Genomic DNA, 16,476 nt, shown 5'->3' with positions numbered 1-16,476 from the left:
CCGCGGACATCGGGAAGATCACCGGTCCCGACCCTGGGATCGGCCCCCGGGTCCCCTTCCGCATTTAGTCCTCTGAATGCGAACTATCGCATTCAGAGGACTAAACGCGGGGGTAGCGGAGCTCCAGGGCATCGTGTGTCCCGTCCGCGGCCAGTTCCCGTTTGAGCACCTTGTGCGTGGCCGTCCGGGGCAGCGCGTCGAGCACGCGGACGAACCGGGGCCACTGTTTCGGACCCAGATCGCCTTGTGCGGCAACGAAAGCGGCGAACTCGTCCACGTCGATCGGCGCCCGGCAGACCAGGGCGGCCAGCACCTGGTCCCCGACGCGCGGATCCGGGACGCCGTACACGGCCGCCTCGCTGACGGCGGGATGCCGCAGGAGCGCGCGTTCGATCGGTGCGGTGCCGAGGTTCTCACCGTCGACGCGCAGCCAATCGCCGAGCCTGCCCGCGAAATAGCAATAACCGTCCGTGTCGAGGTACGCCAGGTCGCCGGTGTGGTACATCCCGCCGCGCATCCGTTCGGCCTCGGCCTCGGGATCGCCGTAGTACCCGGCGAAGAAGCCGGGACCGCCGGTGTTGACCAGTTCGCCGACCGCTTCGGCGGCGTTGAGCAGCTTCCCGCCTTCGCCGAATTCCGCGGGGGGACAGGGTTTCCCGGTCTCCGGATGGAGAACGGCGACGCCGTCGAGGAGGCGGCCGAGCGAACCGGGCGGGGTGGTGGCGTCCCTGCCGAAGTTCACGCCGCCCTCGGTCGAACCGAACGCGTCGACCACGTGGCAGCCGAATCGCGCGCCGAACGCGGCGAGATCGGCCTCCGCGCCTTCGTTGCCATAGACCAGTTTCAGCGGATTGTCGGCGTCGTCGTCCCGGGCGGGAGTGGTGAGCACATAGGACAGTGGCTTGCCGACGTAGTTGGCGTAAGTCGCCCCGAACATCCGGACGTCCGGCAGGAAACCGGAGGCCGAGAACCGCCGCCGTAGCGCGATCCCCGCGCCCGCCGCGAGCCCGACCGACCAGCCCGCCATGATGGCGTTGGAGTGGAACATCGGCATCGACACGTAGACGGTGTCCTCTGTGGACAGACCGAACCGCGTCGCCAGCATCTCGCCGGGGTAGGCGATCTTGCCGTGCGTGCACCGGACGGCCTTCGGGTCTCCGCTGGTGCCGGAGGTGAAGATCAGCATGAGCAGGTCTTCGGGCTTCGCGGCCACCGGCACGACGGCTTCCCGGGCCGGTTCGAGCTCGCCCAGCGGCAGCACCGGCACGCCCGCCTCGGACAGCAAGGGGAGGTACTTCTCCTCGGCGAACACCAGCTCGCAGTCGGCCAGCGCGATGTCCCGCGCGAGCGCCGCGCCCCGCCGCGTCGGGTTCAGACCGGCCAGCACGTGCCCCGAGAGCGCCGCCCCGCCGAGCAGGAACGAGAACTCGGGGACGTTGTCCGCCAGCAAGCCGAAATGCCCGCCGGGACACAGGATCCCGGTGAGCGCGGCGGCGTAGCCGGCGCAGGCCCGGACGTGCTCGGCCCAGGTCCAGCGCCGGTCCTCGAACAGCAACCCGGTCGAGCGGTCCTCCGCCCGCGCGAGCAGGAGTTCCGTGACCGTGGAGGTCATGCCGGAGCCGCGGCCAGGAGGTCGCCGAGCCCGCCCAGCTGCGCGGTCGCCCCGCCGAAGGTGAACTCGAGCCGTTTCGCCGCGACGAAGTAGCGATGCAGGGTGTGGTCGACGTCGATGCCGACCCCGCCATGGATGTGCACGGCGGTATGCGCGACACGGTGCCCGGCCTCGGCCGCCCAGAACTTCGCCGTCGCGACCTCTTCGGCCGCCGGAAGCCCTTCGCTCAGCCGCCAGGCGGCCTGCCACAACGTCAGACGGACGGCTTCGACGTCCACGTAGGCGTCGGCGAGCCGCTGCCGCACCGCCTGGAAACTCCCGATCAGGTGCCCGAACTGCTTGCGCTCCCGCGCGTACGCCGCGGTCAGCTCCAAAGCCCGTTCGACGACGCCGAGCTGCTGCGCGCAGACACCGATCGTGCCTCGCAGCCGCAGCCATTCGCCGATGTCGCCCAGCGAGGCCGTAGCCTTCGCGCCGGACAGCTCGACCAGCGCCGCGTCCGCGTGGTCGACGGTCCGCTGCGGCGAAACCGTCACCGCGTCCCGGTCGAGCAGGAACACCTGACGACCGCCGTCGATGGCGGCTTCGACGAGGAACCCGTGCGCGAACGCGCCCGACGGCACCGCGGTCTGCGCGCCGGTCAGCCGCCAGCCGTCGCCGTCGGCCTCGGCCGTGAACCCGCACGGCACGCCGTAGTCCGGCAACGCCACCGCGAGGACGTGGTCACCGCGCAGGACCGGGACGATCCAGCGTTCGGCGAGCCTTCCGTCCCCGAAGGAGGCCACCGCCGCCGCGCCCATGACCACCGACGTCAGATAGGGCACGGGCGCGACCGCGCGGCCGATTTCGGCCAGTACCGAACACTGCTCCAGCAGCCCGAACCCGCCACCGCCGACCGACTGCGGCAGCGCCGCGTCGAGTACGCCCGCCTGGGCCAGTGAAGTCCACAGTGGAGCGTCGAAGCCGCCGGAACCGTGCGGCCCCAGCACCTCGGGGGTGACCTTGTCCGTGAGGATCCGGCGCGTGAGCGACGCGAGGTCTCGCTGCGCTTCGGTGAGCGTGAAGTCCATCGATATCTCCTAGCGCGTGACGGGCAGGCCGAGGGCGGTCGCGGCGATCATGTCCCGCTGGATCTCGTTGGCGCCGCCGCCGAAGGTGAGGATGAGCGACGAGCGGTGCAGCCGTTCGATCCGGCCGCGCAGCTGGGCGCCGGGGGAGCCCTCGCGGACCACCGCGCCCGCGCCGAGGATCTCCATCATCAGCCGGTAGGCCTCGGTCGCGAACTCCGTGCCGAACACCTTGGTCGCCGACGCCTCCTCGGGGCCGAGCTCGCTGCTCGCGGCGGCCCAGGCGATCCGCCAGTTCCGCAGTTTCAGGTACTCGGCGTGGGTGTGGATCCGCGCCAGGTGCAGCCGCACCCACGGCTGGTCGGCGACGCGCGTGCCGTCGGGCAGTTTCGTGGTCTGCGCCCAGGCGCGCACGTCGCGCAGCGACGTCTGGATCGGCGCGGCCGAGGTCAGCGCGACCCGCTCGTGGTTGAGCTGGTTCGTGATGAGCGGCCAGCCCTCGTTCTCGCCCGCGACCCGGGAGGTCACCGGGACGCGGACGTCGTCGTAGTAGGTCGCGCTCGTGCCCGGCCCGGCGACCGTGTGCACCTTCGTCCAGGAGAAACCGGGGGCCGACGTCGGCACGATCAGCATGCTCAGGCCCTTGTGCCGATGCGCCTCGGGGTCGGTGCGGGCGGCCAGCCAGATGTAGTCGGCGTACTCGATCAGGCTCGTCCACATCTTCTGGCCGTTGATGACGTAGTCGTCGCCGTCGCGGATCGCGCGCGTGCGCAGCGCCGCCAGGTCGGTGCCCGCGCCCGGCTCGGAGTAGCCGATCGCGAAGTGCAGCTCGCCCGCGGCGATCTTCGGCAGGTAGAACGCCTTCTGTTCTTCGGTGCCGTACCGCATGATCGTCGGGCCGACGGTGTTCACCGTCAGGAACGGGACGGGCACCCCCGCCGCGGCCGCCTCGTCGGTGAAGATGAGCTGGTCGAGCATCGGCCGGTCCTGCCCGCCGTACTCGCGGGGCCAGCCGATCGCGAGCCAGCCCGCACTGCCGAGGTCGCGAACGATTTCCTTGTACACCAGGCCGTTGCCGTACTCGCCGCCGTCGCCGGCCAGGGCTTCGCGGCGCTCCGGGGTCATCAGCCCGGCGAAGTACTCCCGGAGTTCGCCCGCCAGTGCCCGCTGCTCCGGCGTGTAGTCGATCCGCATCCGTCACCTCTGCCGTCGGTGCTCGTTACTGGTGCCATGGCCGCTCGCGGCGGTAGGGTAGAACCTGTTCTAGTTGTACCAGGTGTGACGGCGAGGAGGGAATATGGAGATCGACGTCGATCGCTCACTCTGCGAGGCGAACGCGATCTGTGTCGGCTTCGCGCCGGAGGTCTTCGATCTCGATGACGACGAGGAGCTTGTCCTCGCGACGGGCGAAGTTCCACAGAGTCAAGTAGAACGTGTTACTCAAGCCGTGGCGAGCTGCCCGAAAAACGCGCTGCTCATACGTGGTTAGCACCGTTTATTTGCTGCTTGCATCGAGCAAGAACAGATTCTAGTGTGTGCGGAGAGGCAAGGAGGCCCGGAGTGAGTTTGGACGGCAAGACGGCCATCGTGACCGGCGCCGGCGCGGGACTCGGCCGGGCCGAGGCGCTGGCGCTGGCCGCCGCGGGAGCGTCGGTCGTGGTCAACGACGTGTCCGCCGCCGCGCAGGCGGTGGCCGACGAGATCGAGGCCGAGGGCGGCAAGGCCATCGCGGTCACCGGCGACGTGTCGGAGTCCGCGACCGCCGACGCGCTGCTCACCGCCGCCGTCGACCACTTCGGCGGGCTGCACGTCCTGGTCAACAACGCGGGTGTGCTGCGCGACCGGATGCTCTTCTCGATGACCGACGACGAATGGGACACGGTGCTCCGCGTCCACCTGCGCGGGCACTTCCTGCTTTCGCGCAACGCCGGGGCGTACTGGCGCGACAAGTCCAAAGTGGACGGCGCGCCGGTGTACGGCCGGGTGGTCAACACCGCGTCGGAGTCGTTCCTGCTCGGCGCCCCCGGCCAGCCGAACTACGGCGCGGCCAAGGCGGGCATCGCCGCGCTGACCGTCTCCACCGCGCGCGGTCTCTCCCGTTACGGCGTCCGCGCCAACGCGATCTGCCCGCGCGCCCGCACGGCGATGACCGAAGCCGTCTTCGGTGCCGACGCGCCGGAGGGGATCGACCCGCTTTCGGTCGACCATGTCGCGCCGTTCGTGTCGTTCCTCTGCTCGCCGGACGCGGATCGCGTCAACGGCCAGGTGTTCCTCGTCTACGGCGGGATGGTCGCGCTGATGCGGCCGCCGTCGGTGGAACAGCGGTTCGACACCGCCAACGGCACCTGGACCCCCGAAGAACTCGCCACCAGCGTGGGCGGCTACTTCGCCGACCGCGACCCGGAGCGGATGTTCTCCGCGTCCGAGATCATGTCGCTGCCGTGAACCGGAGGAGATGACGATGGGCAGGCTCGACGGCAAGGTAGCGCTGATCACCGGCGGTGCCCGCGGGCAGGGCGAGGCGGCCGCGCGGCTGTTCGTCGCCGAGGGCGCGCGCGTGGTGATCGCCGACATCAACGACCTCGACGGCAAGAAACTCGCCGCCGATCTCGGCGAAGCGGCCGTCTACCAGCATCTCGACGTCGGCGACGAGGCCGAATGGGACGCGGCGATCGAGCGCACCCGGGCGGAGTTCGGCCCGCCGACGGTGCTGGTCAACAACGCGGGCATCCTGCACTTCTCGGAACTCGGCAAGACCACGCTCGCCGACTACGAACGCGTCGTCCGGGTCAACCAGATCGGGGCGTTTCTCGGGATGCGCTCGGTCGTTGAACCGATGACCGGGGCCGGAGGCGGCTCCATCGTCAACGTGTCCTCAGTGGAGGGGCTCGCCGGGATGCCGTTCCTCGTCGCCTACACCGCGAGCAAGTTCGCGATCCGCGGGATGACCAAGGTCGCCGCGCTCGAACTCGGCGCGAAGAACATCCGGGTCAATTCGGTCCACCCCGGCGCGATCGACACCCCGATGGTCGCCGCCGCCGCGGGCGGGCAGAAGGTCGACATGTCGTGGGTGGGCAAGAAGGTCGCCCTCGGCCGCGTCGGACAGCCGGAGGACATCGCGAAACTCGTGTTGTTCCTGGCCAGTGACGAAAGTTCGTACAGCACCGGCGCGGAGTTCGTCGCCGACGGCGGCGCGACCGCGACGCACGCTCTCAAGTTCTGACGCGGAGGTGCCGAGAGCAAAGTGAACACCGCTAACGCAATGGGGCGTTGACAGGTGGAGTAAGACTCGGGGCAGGCGACTGGGAGGTTCTGTGGGAGCGACGGTGTCCGTCCCCGGTACGGGTGCGCTCACACAGGTCGGCAGGCTCGCGACGCTGTCGTGGGAAGTCCTGCGCGCGATCTTCAAACGACCGTTCCAGTTCCGCGAATGGATCCAGCAGTGCTGGTTCTTCGCCAGTGTCACCATCCTGCCCACGGCGCTCGTGGCGATCCCGTTCGGCGCGGTCATCGCACTGCAGCTGGGATCGCTGACGCAGCAGATCGGCGCGCAGTCGTTCACCGGCGCGGCGAGCGCGCTCGCGATCGTGCAGCAGGCGAGCCCGCTGATCACCGCGCTGCTGGTGGCGGGCGCGGGCGGCAGCGCGGTCTGCGCCGACATCGGCGCCCGCAAGATCCGCGAAGAGATCGACGCGATGGAGGTGCTCGGGGTCAACCCGATCCAGCGCCTGATCGTGCCCCGCGTGCTCGCCGCGATCGTGGTTTCGGTACTGCTGAACGGTTTGGTCAGCGTCGTCGGCGTGCTCGGCGGCTACTTCTTCAACGTCGTCATGCAGGGCGGCACGCCGGGCGCGTACCTTGCCAGCTTCAACGCCCTCGCGCAGGTGCCGGACCTTTGGATCAGCGAGATCAAGGCGCTCCTCTACGGTTTCGTCGCCGGGGTGGTCGCGGCGTTCCGCGGGCTGAACCCGGCGGGCGGGCCGAAGGGCGTCGGCGACGCGGTGAACCAGGCCGTGGTCATCACGTTCCTGCTGCTGTTCCTGATCAACGTCGTGCTGACCGCGATCTACCTGCGGATCGTGCCGCCGAAGGCGATGTGACATGGCAGGCGAACCCGCTGTCTCCGACCGGACGCTCGAGATCATCGCGCGTCCCGGTGCGATGCTGGAAGGCTTCGGCGGCCAGCTGTCGTTCTACTTCCGCGCGCTGGCCTGGACCCCGCGCACGATCCGGCGGTACGGCCGCGAGATCTTCCGCCTGCTGACCGAAGTCAGCTTCGGCACGGGCGCGCTCGCGGTGATCGGCGGGACGCTCGGCGTGATGATCGGGATGACCCTGTTCACCGGTCTCATTGTCGGCCTGCAGGGCTATTCGGCGCTGAACCAGCTCGGCACGGCCGCGCTGACCGGGTTCATCTCGGCCTACTTCAACACCCGCGAGGTCGCGCCGCTTTCGGCCGGGCTCGCGCTTTCGGCCACCGTCGGCTGCGGGTTCACCGCGCAACTGGGCGCGATGAAGATCTCCGAGGAGATCGACGCGCTCGAAGTGATGGGTGTGCCGAGCATGCCGTATCTGGTGACAACGCGGGTGATCGCTGGCGTCACCGCAGTCATCCCGCTGTACGCCGTCGGGCTGCTTTCGTCCTATCTCGCGTCGCGGCAGATCACCATCTGGCTCTACGGCCAGTCCGCGGGCACCTACGACCATTACTTCACGCTGTTCCTGCCGCCCGAGGACGTGCTCTGGTCGTTCCTCAAGGTGATCATCTTCAGCGTGCTCGTCATCCTGTCCCATTGCTACTACGGCTATACCGCCAGTGGCGGGCCCGCCGGGGTCGGCGTCGCGGTCGGCCGCGCGGTGCGGACGTCGATCGTGCTGATCTCGGTGCTCGACTTCTTCCTGAGCCTGGCGATCTGGGGCGCCACCACGACAGTGAGGATTTCCGGGTGAACAGGAGGATGCTGCTGCAGCGGCTCCGGCACCAGGTGCTGGGGCTGATCTTCCTCGTGGTGGTCGTGCTGTTCTTCGTCACCACCATCGCCTTCTACCAGAAGGCGTTCACTTCGGTGACCCTGGTGAAACTGGAGACCGACCGCATCGGCAACCAGATGCGCGAGGGCGCGGACGTCAAGGTGCGGGGAATGGTCGTCGGCGAGGTCCGCGCGATCCAGGCCCACGGTGACCGCGCGACGATGGATCTGGCGCTGCAGCCGGACAAGACGTCGGTCATCCCGTCCAACGTGTCCGCGCGGCTGCTGCCGAAGACGTTGTTCGGCGAGCGGTATGTCGCCTTGCAGATACCCGAGAAGCCGGAACGGCACATCGCCGAGGGCGACGTCATCCCGCAGGACCGCAGCAGCAGCGCGATCGAGCTGGAAACCGTGCTCGGCAACGTGATGCCGTTGCTGCAGGCCGTCCAGCCGGAGAAGATGGCCAGCACGCTCAACGCCGTCGCGTCCGCTTTGGACGGTCAGGGCAAGCAGCTCGGCGCGACGATGGCGGGACTTTCGGAGTACCTCGGCAAAGTGAACCCGTCGCTGCCCGACCTCAAGGCCGACATCACCGGAGTCGCCGACGCCGCCGCGATCTACGACAAGGCCGCGCCGGATCTGCTGGCCGCGCTTTCGGATCTGACCACCACGAGCAAGACCCTGGTCGAGAGCCAGCGCGGGCTCGCCGACGTCTACTCGACGGTGACCGCGGCCTCGATCGATCTGACGAGTTTCCTGAAAGTCAACCAGGACAACCTGATCCGCCTCACCACCAATCTGCAGCCCACTCTGGACGTCCTCGCGAAATACGCGCCGGAATACCCGTGCCTGCTCAAACAGCTCGCCGGATCGGTGCCCCGCGCGGAACTCGCGTTCGGCAAGGGCACCGCGCATCCCGAGGTCAGCCGGGTGACGATCGAGTTCACGCCGAGCCGGGGCAAGTACCTGCCCGGCGTCGACGAGCCGAAGTACAACGACAAACGCGGGCCCCGGTGCTACCCGGAGGTCCCGCCGCCGGGCCGCTGGCCGCAGTACCCGCCGGACGGCGCCATCGACGACGGATCGTCGAAACCCGCGCCGCCGCGCGATCCCGACGGCACCCTGCCCTCGAACGGGACCATTCCCGCGGGCGGGAACGCGGGAGGTTCGATGGTGAACTCGCCGGACGAGCGGCGGCTGATCGACCTGCTCGTGTCGCCGGCGATGGGCACGACGCCGGACCAGGTGCCGAACTGGGGCAGCCTGCTGGTGGGGCCGCTGTACCGCGGGGCGGAGGTGGAACTGCGATGAGGACTGTGCCGAACGTGGGGTCCGGGTCCGTGAAGGCATCCTTCCCTACTCTCAAGGTAGGGAAGGATGCCTTCACGGACCGCTGCTCCGGGTTCGGGCGCGTTTTGGCCTCGCCGGGCGCCGCCGACACGCTTGTGGTGGCTACGACCCCCTGGAGCAAAGCCGGGCCGAAGGGTCCCTTCACCGCATGTGACGCGGCGAAAGCGTCCTTCAGCACAGGGGACGGGAGGGGCGCCCGATGAGGTCCTTCGTCCCGGATCTGATCAAGATCCTCGTCTTCGCGGTGGTGACCGTGCTCCTCACCGCGATCCTCGGCGCCACCATCGCGAACACCAACTTCGGCGAGACTTCGGGCTACACGGCCAAGTTCACCGACGCGTCCGGTCTCAAGGAGGGCGACGACGTCCGCATCGTCGGCGTGAAGGTCGGCCAGGTCGGCAAGATCGAGGTCGAGGAGGGCGAACGGAACCTCGCCCAGGTCCACTTCGACGTCCAGACCTCGCACCGGCTGCCTGCCTCGGTGACCGCGACCATCAAGTACCGCAACCTCGTCGGGCAGCGGTATCTCTCGCTCGGCACGGATATCGGGGACGAGAAGTCGTTGCCGCGCGGCGGGGTCATCCCGCCCGAGCGCACGAAACCGGCCCTGAACCTGACCGTGCTCTTCAACGGGTTCAAACCGCTCTTCCGCGCGCTGAACCCCGAGGACGTCAACAAACTTTCCTACGAGATCATCCAGGTCTTCCAGGGCGAGGGCGGCACGATCACCAGCCTGCTCGCGCACACCGCGTCGGTCACGTCGGCGATCGCGGGCAAGGACAAGATCATCGGCGAGGTCATCGCGAACCTCAACACCGTGCTCGGCACGGTCGAGCAGCGCTCGCCGCAGCTGGGCGAGCTGATCGACCAGACGCAGCGGTTGGTCACCGGGCTTTCCGAACAGCGCCAGCCGATCGGGGACGCGGTCAAGGCGCTGGGCGACCTCACCGTCGCCACGACCGGCCTGCTCGCCGACGCGCGGCCCGCGCTCAAGGACGACGTCGCGCAGCTCGGCGCGCTGTCACAGAACCTCGGCGATTCCGAACAGCTGCTCGACCATCTCCTCGGGGTGCTGCCGGGCAACCTGCAGAAGTTCACCAGGACGCTGAGCTACGGCAGCTGGTTCAACTACTACCTGTGCGGGATCTCCGGCAGCATCGGCATCAAATCGCTCAACATCGAACTGCCGATCACGCCGCTGCCCGGCACGCAGCGACCGGAGAGGTGCGGGCCGTGAAGCCGCTCAAGGAACGCAATCAGGCCGTGGTCGGCGGTGTGACGCTGATCCTGATCGTGCTGATCACGGCGACGACGTACTTCTCCGACCGGATCCCGTTGTTCGGCAGCGGGACGACGTACTCCGCGTACTTCGGCGAGTCGGCCGGGCTGGCGCCGGACAACGAGGTCCAGGTCGCCGGGGTCAAGGTCGGGCAGGTCAGCTCGGTGGAGCTGGCGGGCAAGAAGGTGCTGGTGAAGTTCCGGGTCAAGGATGTACGGGTCGGCGACGCGACCGCGGCGTCGATCGAGATCAAGACGCTGCTGGGCGAGAAGTTCCTCGCGCTCACGCCGAAGGGCAAGGCGAACCAGGACCCGAACACCACCATCGGGCTCGACCGCACGCGGACGCCGTTCGAACTGCAGGACGCGTTCCAGGAGCTTTCGGGCACGGTCGGCGAGATCGACACCGCGCAGCTGGCGACGAGTTTCACCGTCCTGTCCGACGCGCTCAAGGACAGCCCGCAGTACCTCAAGGACGCGCTCGGCGGGCTTTCCTCGTTGTCCAAGACGGTGTCCTCACGCGACAGTGACCTGAAGGCGTTGCTGGCCAACACGAGCAAGGTGTCCAAGACGCTGTCCGATCGCAACGCGCAGCTGAAGCGGATCCTCGACGACGGCAATCTCCTGCTCGCCGAACTGCAGAACCGGAAGGACGCGATCAGCACCTTGCTCAAGGGCACGCAACAGGTTTCCGCGCAGTTGTCCGGTCTCGTCGCCGACAACCGGCAACAGCTGAAGCCGACGCTGGAGAAACTCGGCAAGGTCACCGACATCCTGCAGCGCAACCAGGACAACCTCAGCCGCAGCCTCGCGCTGATGGCGCCGTTCGCCCGCGTCGGCGCCAACGCCACCGGCAACGGACGCTGGTTCGAGGGTTACCTGTGCGGTCTGCTGCCGCCGACGATCATCGCGGGCGCGTTCCAGGTGAACCCGGAGGGCTGCACCCCGCCGATCGCGGCGCCGAACCAGGGGGTGGGCGGACGATGAGCACCCGGACCCGCACGTTGTACAACTGGGTCGCGTTCGCCTGCGTCCTCGTGCTCCTCCTGACCGCCGGGCTGTGGCTGGTGTTCAAGGAACCGGGCGGGACCCGGATCAGCGCCTACTTCGGCAAGACCGTCGGGCTCTACGCGGGTTCGTCGGTCCGGGTGCTCGGGGTGAAGGTCGGGGAGATCACCGGCGTGACCCCGCAGGGCGAGGCGGTCCGGGTCGACATGCGGATCGACGGCGACACACCGATCCCGGCCGACGCGGGCGCCGTCGTCGTCGCGCCGAGCCTGGTCAGCGACCGCTACGTCCAGCTGACCCCGGCCTACGAGAGCGGCCCCCAAATGGCGACGGACACGGTGATCGCCAAGGAGAAGACGGCGACGCCCGCCGAACTCGACGACCTCTACACGAGTCTCGACAAGCTCTCGACCAGCCTCGGACCCAACGGGGCCAACAAGAACGGCGCGCTGTCCGACGTGCTCGACACCGCGGCGGCGAACCTCGCCGGCAACGGGAAGAACCTCAACACCACGGTGACTCGGTTGTCCGAACTGGCCAAGACCTTGGACAGCTCCAAAGGCGACCTGTTCACCACCGTGCGGAACCTGAACTCCTTCACCGGCGCGCTGGCCGAAAGCGACAAGCAGCTCAACGAGTTCTATCGCCGGGCGGCGGACGTGAGCGGGTTCCTGGCCGCGGACTCCGCCGACGTCGGCTCCGCGCTGAGCTCCCTGGCGACGGCGATGGGCGACGTCGAGAAGTTCGTCGCGGAGAACAAGGATCTGCTCTCGTCCAATGTGGACAAGCTGGCCGGGCTGACGAAGGTGCTCGTGGACCAGCGTGCCTCGCTCGCCGAGGTGATCGACATCGCGCCGACCGGGGCGACCAACTTCATCAACTCCTACGACGCCGCGTCCGGCACGATCGCGGTGCGCGACAACCTCAACGAACTGACCCACCCGCCGATCCTGACCGTGTGCCGCCTGATCAGCGCTAGCACGCCGAAACCGATCCCGGACGCGCTGGGCAACATCTGCAAACAGCTCGCGCCCGTCCTCGACGGCACGCTGAAACTCCCGTCGGTCCCGCAGGTGCTGGCTTCGCTGCAGAGCGGCGAACTGCCGCCGTTGCCGCTCCCACTGGTGGACGTGATGACCAAAGGACTCCCGAAATGAGGCGGCAGCGGCAGAAGATCGCCGGGGTGATGGCGGGCGTCCTCGTGCTCGCCGGATGCAGTGACGGCGGGTTTTCGGGGCTGTACAACACCCCCTTGCCGGGCGGCGCGGATCTCGGCGACCATCCGTACCGGCTCACCGCGCAGTTCTCCGACGTCCTGGATCTCGTGCCGCAGGCGAGTGTGAAGGTCAACGACGTCCCGGTGGGCCGCGTCGAGAAGATCGACCTCGCGCCGGACACGCGTTCGGCGTGGGTGAGCATGGTGGTCAACGGCGATATCGCGCTGCCCGCGAACGCGCGTGCCGAGCTGCGGCAGTCGAGCCTGCTGGGGGAGAAGTTCGTCGATCTGCACGCTCCCGAAAAGCCCGAGGGAACGCTCGCCGAGGGCGCGAAGATCCCACTGGACCGCACGAACCGCAACCCCGAGGTCGAAGAGGTCCTCGGCGCGCTTTCCCTGCTGCTCAACGGCGGCGGGGTCGAACAGATCCAGAAGATCAGCCACGAACTCAACGAAGCGCTCACCGGCAACGAGGCCGAGGTCCGCTCCCTGCTGTCCAGGGTGGACAAACTGGCCACCGAACTCGACGGGCACAAGGGCGAGATCCTGCGCGCCATCGACGGTCTCGACAAACTGTCCAAGACCCTCGTCGGCCAGACGCAGAACCTCACGAACGCGCTCGACAACCTTTCGCCTGGGCTCAAGGTCGTGACCGAGCAACGGGATCAGCTCGTCGGCATGCTGCAGTCGCTCAACACCCTTTCCGGGGTCGCCACCGAGACGATCAAGGCGAGCAAGGACACGCTGGTCGCGAACCTGCGCGCGCTGCAGCCCACGCTGAAGAAGCTGACCGAGGCCGGCCAGGACCTGCCGACGGCGCTGCGGATCCTGCTCACGTATCCGTTCCCGGACTACGCGGGCAACGTGATCAAGGGCGACTACGCGAACGTCGAGGCCAAGATCGACCTGAACCTCGACACCTTCCTGGAGAACATGAACAACTCGTCGCAGCCGATCATCCAGCTGCCGGGCACCCAGGGCACCGGCACACCCGGCGCGATCCCGTTCAACAACGGTGCCGCCCCGCCGGTGTTGCCGTTGCCCGGTGATCTCCCGCAAGCGCCTCCGGCCGCGCAAGGGGACGCGCTGGGCGGCGTGCTCGGTGGGATCCTCGGGCCGCTGCTGGGAGGTGGCCGGTGATCACGCGCAAGATCAGGATCCAGCTGGCGGTGTTCGTCGTCATCGCGGTGGTTTCGGTCGTCTACGCGGGCGGCAACTACGCCGGGCTCGACCGGCTTTTCGGCACCCGCGGCTACCTCGTCACCGCGCAGCTCGTGGACTCCGGCGGGATCTTCGTCAACGCCGAGGTGTCCTACCGCGGCGTCGCGGTCGGCAAGGTCGCGTCGATGACGCTCACCGAACACGGCATCGACCTCGGCCTCGACATCGATTCGGGCGCGCCGAAGATCCCCGCGGACACCAAGGCCGCGGTCGCGAACCGGTCGGCGGTGGGGGAGCAGTACGTCGATCTCCTGCCCATGCACGAAAACGGGCCGTACCTCGCCGAGGGTTCGGTCATCAAACGCGACAAGACCTCGATCCCGCTCGCACCGGACACCGTACTGTCCAATTTGGACAAACTGGTGTCGAGTGTGAAGCCGGAATCGTTGCGGACCGTCGTCGACGAGACCTACGAGGCGTTCGCGAACACCGGCCCGGATCTGCGGCAGCTGCTGAACAGCACCGGTTCGCTCACCGCGACCGCGACCCAGTACCTGCCCGACACGCAGGGCCTGCTCGCCAACTCGCGGACCGTGCTGGACACCCAGCGGCGGCAGGCGGACAACATCACGCAGTTCTCCAGCGGGCTCAAGACGATCGCCGCGCAGTTGAAGACGTCCGACCCGGATCTGCGGCGCGTGATCGACGAGGCGCCGAAGCTGAGCCGCCAGATCAGCGACGTGCTCGCGGTGTCCGGGACCGACCTCGGGGTGCTGTTCGCGAACACGCTCACCACGGCCCAGATCACCTCCGCCCGTACCGACGCCATCGAGGAACTCCTGGTCGCGTACCCGATCATCTCGGCGTTCTCGCGTTCGACGTCGCCGGACGGCACCGGCCACCTCGGCGTCGTGTTCAACTTCTTCGACCCGGTCTCGTGCACGAAGGGCTACGAGGGCACGAAACAGCGTCCCGCCAACGACACCACCGAAGCGCCGGTGAACACCCAGGCGTACTGCGCCGAGCCGCCAGGAAGCCCCACCGGCGTGCGAGGCTCGCAGAACGCCCCGTACGCCGGGAAGCCGCCGGCGGTTCCGGAGCGGCCGAAGCAGACCCCGCAGGCGGCGGAATCCGCCCAGCTGCCGGGTGTGCTGAGCCTGCTCACCGGATCCGCGCCCGGCGGGCTCGGCGCGTTGCTGGGCGGGAAGTGATGCTCACCCGCGCCCTCACCGTCGTGGCCGCGCTGGCGGTCCTCGCGGCCGCCTGGTTCGGCTGGTCGTGGTGGAGCGCCGCGGGCGACGACGGCCTGGCCAGGGGCCGCGAGCGCGAGGCCGTCCTGGCCGCCGCGTCCGGCCAGCTGGAGGTGCTCAACACGATCGACTACCGCAGCGGGGCGAAGGACGTCGACCGCTGGCTCGGCGTCACCACCGGGCGGCTCGGCAAGGACCTCACCGGCGACCGTCAGATCCAGATCGACCGGGCGACCGCGAGCAAGACCGTCGCCACCGCCAAGCTCAAGCAGGCCGCGGTCACCGAACTCGACGCCGCCGCCGGGACGGCGCGCCTGATGGCCGTGCTGGACGTGCGGGTCAGCACCGGCGGTGGGTCGGCCGTGCCGAAGGTGAGCAGGCTGACCGTGGACTACCAGCGCGTCGAGGACGGCTGGAAGGTCAGCGCGGTCCAGGCGGCGGGCTCATGACCGGGCGTGTCCCGCGGCTCCTGATCGCGGTCATCGTGCTGGCCGGCGGCTGTGCGGTGTGGTTCGGCCTCCAGGCGGCCTCGCTGGGTTCGGACGGCAACGCGGCGCTGGTGGACCAGGCCGCCACGGCCGAGGTCGCGGACCAGGTCGGTGCCGGGGTGAAGGCCGTGTTCTCCTACGACTACAGCAACCTCGCGCGCACCGAACGGGCCGCCGCCGACGTGCTGACCGGGGAGGCGACCGGCCAGTACCGGGACCAGTTCGCCTCGGCACGGAAGCGTGCCGAGGAAGGGAAGCTGGTGCGCACGACGACGGTACGGTCGCTCGGCGTCCGGTCCCTGCGCGGCGACCAGGCCGAGGTGCTGCTGTTCCTCGACCAGCAGACGATGACCGCCGGTGGCGGGGCGCCGCAGTCGACGGTGTCCCAGCTTTCGGTCACCGCGCAGCGCGTCGACGGACGATGGAAGATCTCTCAGCTCGTCCCGCTGTGATCAGGAGAGGCGTTTCATGTTCGCGGCGGTGATCACGCCGCCGGAAACGGTGTAAGAACCGGAAAAAGTGCGGAGCGAACCATCGGTCTGCCGGGCCGAAAGGTCGACGTACACGGTGTTCCCGCTCACGCTCCGCACGGTGACCGCAGCCCACGAAGTCGTCGCGTATCCGCTGGACCAGGAAGCGAAAGTGCCGCCTTTCGCCAGCCGTTGCCCACCGAGATTCCACGCGGTGGGGAAATCACGCCGGTTGATCGCGTCGTAGAAGGCGATCACCGTTTGCGCCACGGGAACCGACGGTGCGGGATAGACGGTCTGCGTCGCGGGTGGTGCGACGTAAACCGTTTGCGGCGGGGCCGCGACGGCGGGCGGCTGGATCACGATCGTGTTGGGCGGAGCGGCCACCGCGACGGCGGGCATCGCCGTTCCCTGATTCGGTACCGCGCACGCGGCCAGCGTTCCCGCCGCCGTCAACGTCACCATCGCCCACTTCTTCGCACCCATTTTCTCCCCTTTTCCTCGTGCTACCGAGAATGCGGGAACGGTGGCGGCATCAATAGGGGATTTGGCCTCGTTACGATTGCTGAAAAACGCGCCGGAACCGTTATCGGATCTTGTGCGCGC

General features: G+C 68.6%; 17 protein-coding genes. 13 read left to right on the top strand and 4 right to left on the bottom strand.

Annotation, left to right across the window (positions count from 1 at the left end):
- Positions 1–100: 100 nt before the first annotated feature.
- Genes DMC64_RS40195 through DMC64_RS40185 form a run of 3 tightly spaced genes read right to left on the bottom strand, consistent with a single transcriptional unit; the run spans position 101 to position 3,873 of the window.
- Positions 101–1,612: a long-chain-fatty-acid--CoA ligase gene (locus tag DMC64_RS40195; RefSeq protein ID WP_125737794.1), complete on the bottom strand. Its 1,512-nt coding sequence runs from the start codon at positions 1,610–1,612 to the stop codon at positions 101–103.
- Complete coding sequence (locus DMC64_RS40190) at positions 1,609–2,682, bottom strand: acyl-CoA dehydrogenase family protein (RefSeq protein WP_125737793.1); 1,074 nt, start codon at positions 2,680–2,682, stop codon at positions 1,609–1,611. The genes DMC64_RS40195 and DMC64_RS40190 overlap by 4 nt, the downstream gene beginning before the upstream one ends.
- A gap of 9 nt (positions 2,683–2,691) precedes the next feature.
- On the bottom strand, positions 2,692–3,873 hold the full coding sequence (locus DMC64_RS40185) for an acyl-CoA dehydrogenase family protein (RefSeq protein ID WP_125737792.1): 1,182 nt from the start codon (positions 3,871–3,873) through the stop codon (positions 2,692–2,694).
- A 103-nt stretch (positions 3,874–3,976) separates the two neighbouring features.
- On the opposite strand from DMC64_RS40185, the gene DMC64_RS40180 reads away from it, so the two are divergent.
- From DMC64_RS40180 to DMC64_RS40120, 13 genes are all read left to right on the top strand, one after another.
- Complete coding sequence (locus DMC64_RS40180) at positions 3,977–4,168, top strand: ferredoxin (protein WP_125737791.1); 192 nt, start codon at positions 3,977–3,979, stop codon at positions 4,166–4,168.
- 71 nt (positions 4,169–4,239) lie between these two features.
- The gene (locus DMC64_RS40175; RefSeq protein ID WP_125737790.1) at positions 4,240–5,124 is read left to right on the top strand and encodes a 3-oxoacyl-ACP reductase; all 885 of its coding nucleotides are present in this window, start codon (positions 4,240–4,242) and stop codon (positions 5,122–5,124) included.
- Positions 5,125–5,140: 16 nt separating this feature from the next.
- On the top strand, positions 5,141–5,902 hold the full coding sequence (locus tag DMC64_RS40170) for a glucose 1-dehydrogenase (protein ID WP_125737789.1): 762 nt from the start codon (positions 5,141–5,143) through the stop codon (positions 5,900–5,902).
- Positions 5,903–5,993: 91 nt separating this feature from the next.
- On the top strand, positions 5,994–6,779 hold the full coding sequence (locus DMC64_RS40165; RefSeq protein WP_125675589.1) for an ABC transporter permease: 786 nt from the start codon (positions 5,994–5,996) through the stop codon (positions 6,777–6,779).
- A gap of 1 nt (position 6,780) precedes the next feature.
- Complete coding sequence (locus DMC64_RS40160; protein WP_016332769.1) at positions 6,781–7,629, top strand: ABC transporter permease; 849 nt, start codon at positions 6,781–6,783, stop codon at positions 7,627–7,629.
- Between the two features lie 8 nt (positions 7,630–7,637).
- Positions 7,638–8,960, top strand: a complete 1,323-nt coding sequence (locus tag DMC64_RS40155) for an MCE family protein (protein ID WP_125737900.1) — start codon at positions 7,638–7,640, stop codon at positions 8,958–8,960.
- A gap of 238 nt (positions 8,961–9,198) precedes the next feature.
- The gene (locus DMC64_RS40150) at positions 9,199–10,236 is read left to right on the top strand and encodes an MCE family protein (protein ID WP_125737788.1); all 1,038 of its coding nucleotides are present in this window, start codon (positions 9,199–9,201) and stop codon (positions 10,234–10,236) included.
- The gene (locus tag DMC64_RS40145) at positions 10,233–11,264 is read left to right on the top strand and encodes an MCE family protein (protein WP_037343494.1); all 1,032 of its coding nucleotides are present in this window, start codon (positions 10,233–10,235) and stop codon (positions 11,262–11,264) included. The genes DMC64_RS40150 and DMC64_RS40145 overlap by 4 nt, the downstream gene beginning before the upstream one ends.
- Positions 11,261–12,442, top strand: coding sequence for an MCE family protein (locus DMC64_RS40140; protein WP_125737786.1), 1,182 nt, complete (start codon positions 11,261–11,263; stop codon positions 12,440–12,442). The genes DMC64_RS40145 and DMC64_RS40140 overlap by 4 nt, the downstream gene beginning before the upstream one ends.
- Complete coding sequence (locus tag DMC64_RS40135) at positions 12,439–13,641, top strand: MCE family protein (protein ID WP_073846792.1); 1,203 nt, start codon at positions 12,439–12,441, stop codon at positions 13,639–13,641. Before DMC64_RS40140 ends, DMC64_RS40135 begins: the two co-directional genes overlap by 4 nt.
- Entirely contained in the window at positions 13,638–14,873 is a 1,236-nt protein-coding gene (locus DMC64_RS40130; RefSeq protein WP_199755255.1) for an MCE family protein, read from the top strand. Before DMC64_RS40135 ends, DMC64_RS40130 begins: the two co-directional genes overlap by 4 nt.
- Positions 14,873–15,361, top strand: a complete 489-nt coding sequence (locus DMC64_RS40125; RefSeq protein ID WP_125737785.1) for a hypothetical protein — start codon at positions 14,873–14,875, stop codon at positions 15,359–15,361. The genes DMC64_RS40130 and DMC64_RS40125 overlap by 1 nt, the downstream gene beginning before the upstream one ends.
- The gene (locus DMC64_RS40120; protein WP_125737784.1) at positions 15,358–15,852 is read left to right on the top strand and encodes a hypothetical protein; all 495 of its coding nucleotides are present in this window, start codon (positions 15,358–15,360) and stop codon (positions 15,850–15,852) included. Before DMC64_RS40125 ends, DMC64_RS40120 begins: the two co-directional genes overlap by 4 nt.
- Here DMC64_RS40120 and DMC64_RS40115 read toward each other — a convergent pair whose 3' ends face one another.
- A complete protein-coding gene (locus DMC64_RS40115; protein ID WP_125737783.1) occupies positions 15,853–16,356 on the bottom strand; it encodes a hypothetical protein in 504 nt (167 codons plus the stop codon).
- Positions 16,357–16,476: the final 120 nt, after the last annotated feature.

The organism is Amycolatopsis sp. WAC 04197 (genome assembly GCF_003947475.1).
Classification (GTDB): Bacteria; Actinomycetota; Actinomycetes; order Mycobacteriales; family Pseudonocardiaceae; genus Amycolatopsis; species Amycolatopsis japonica.
Note: the sequence above shows the minus strand (reverse complement) of the source record. Positions and strands in the feature narration are given on the sequence as shown.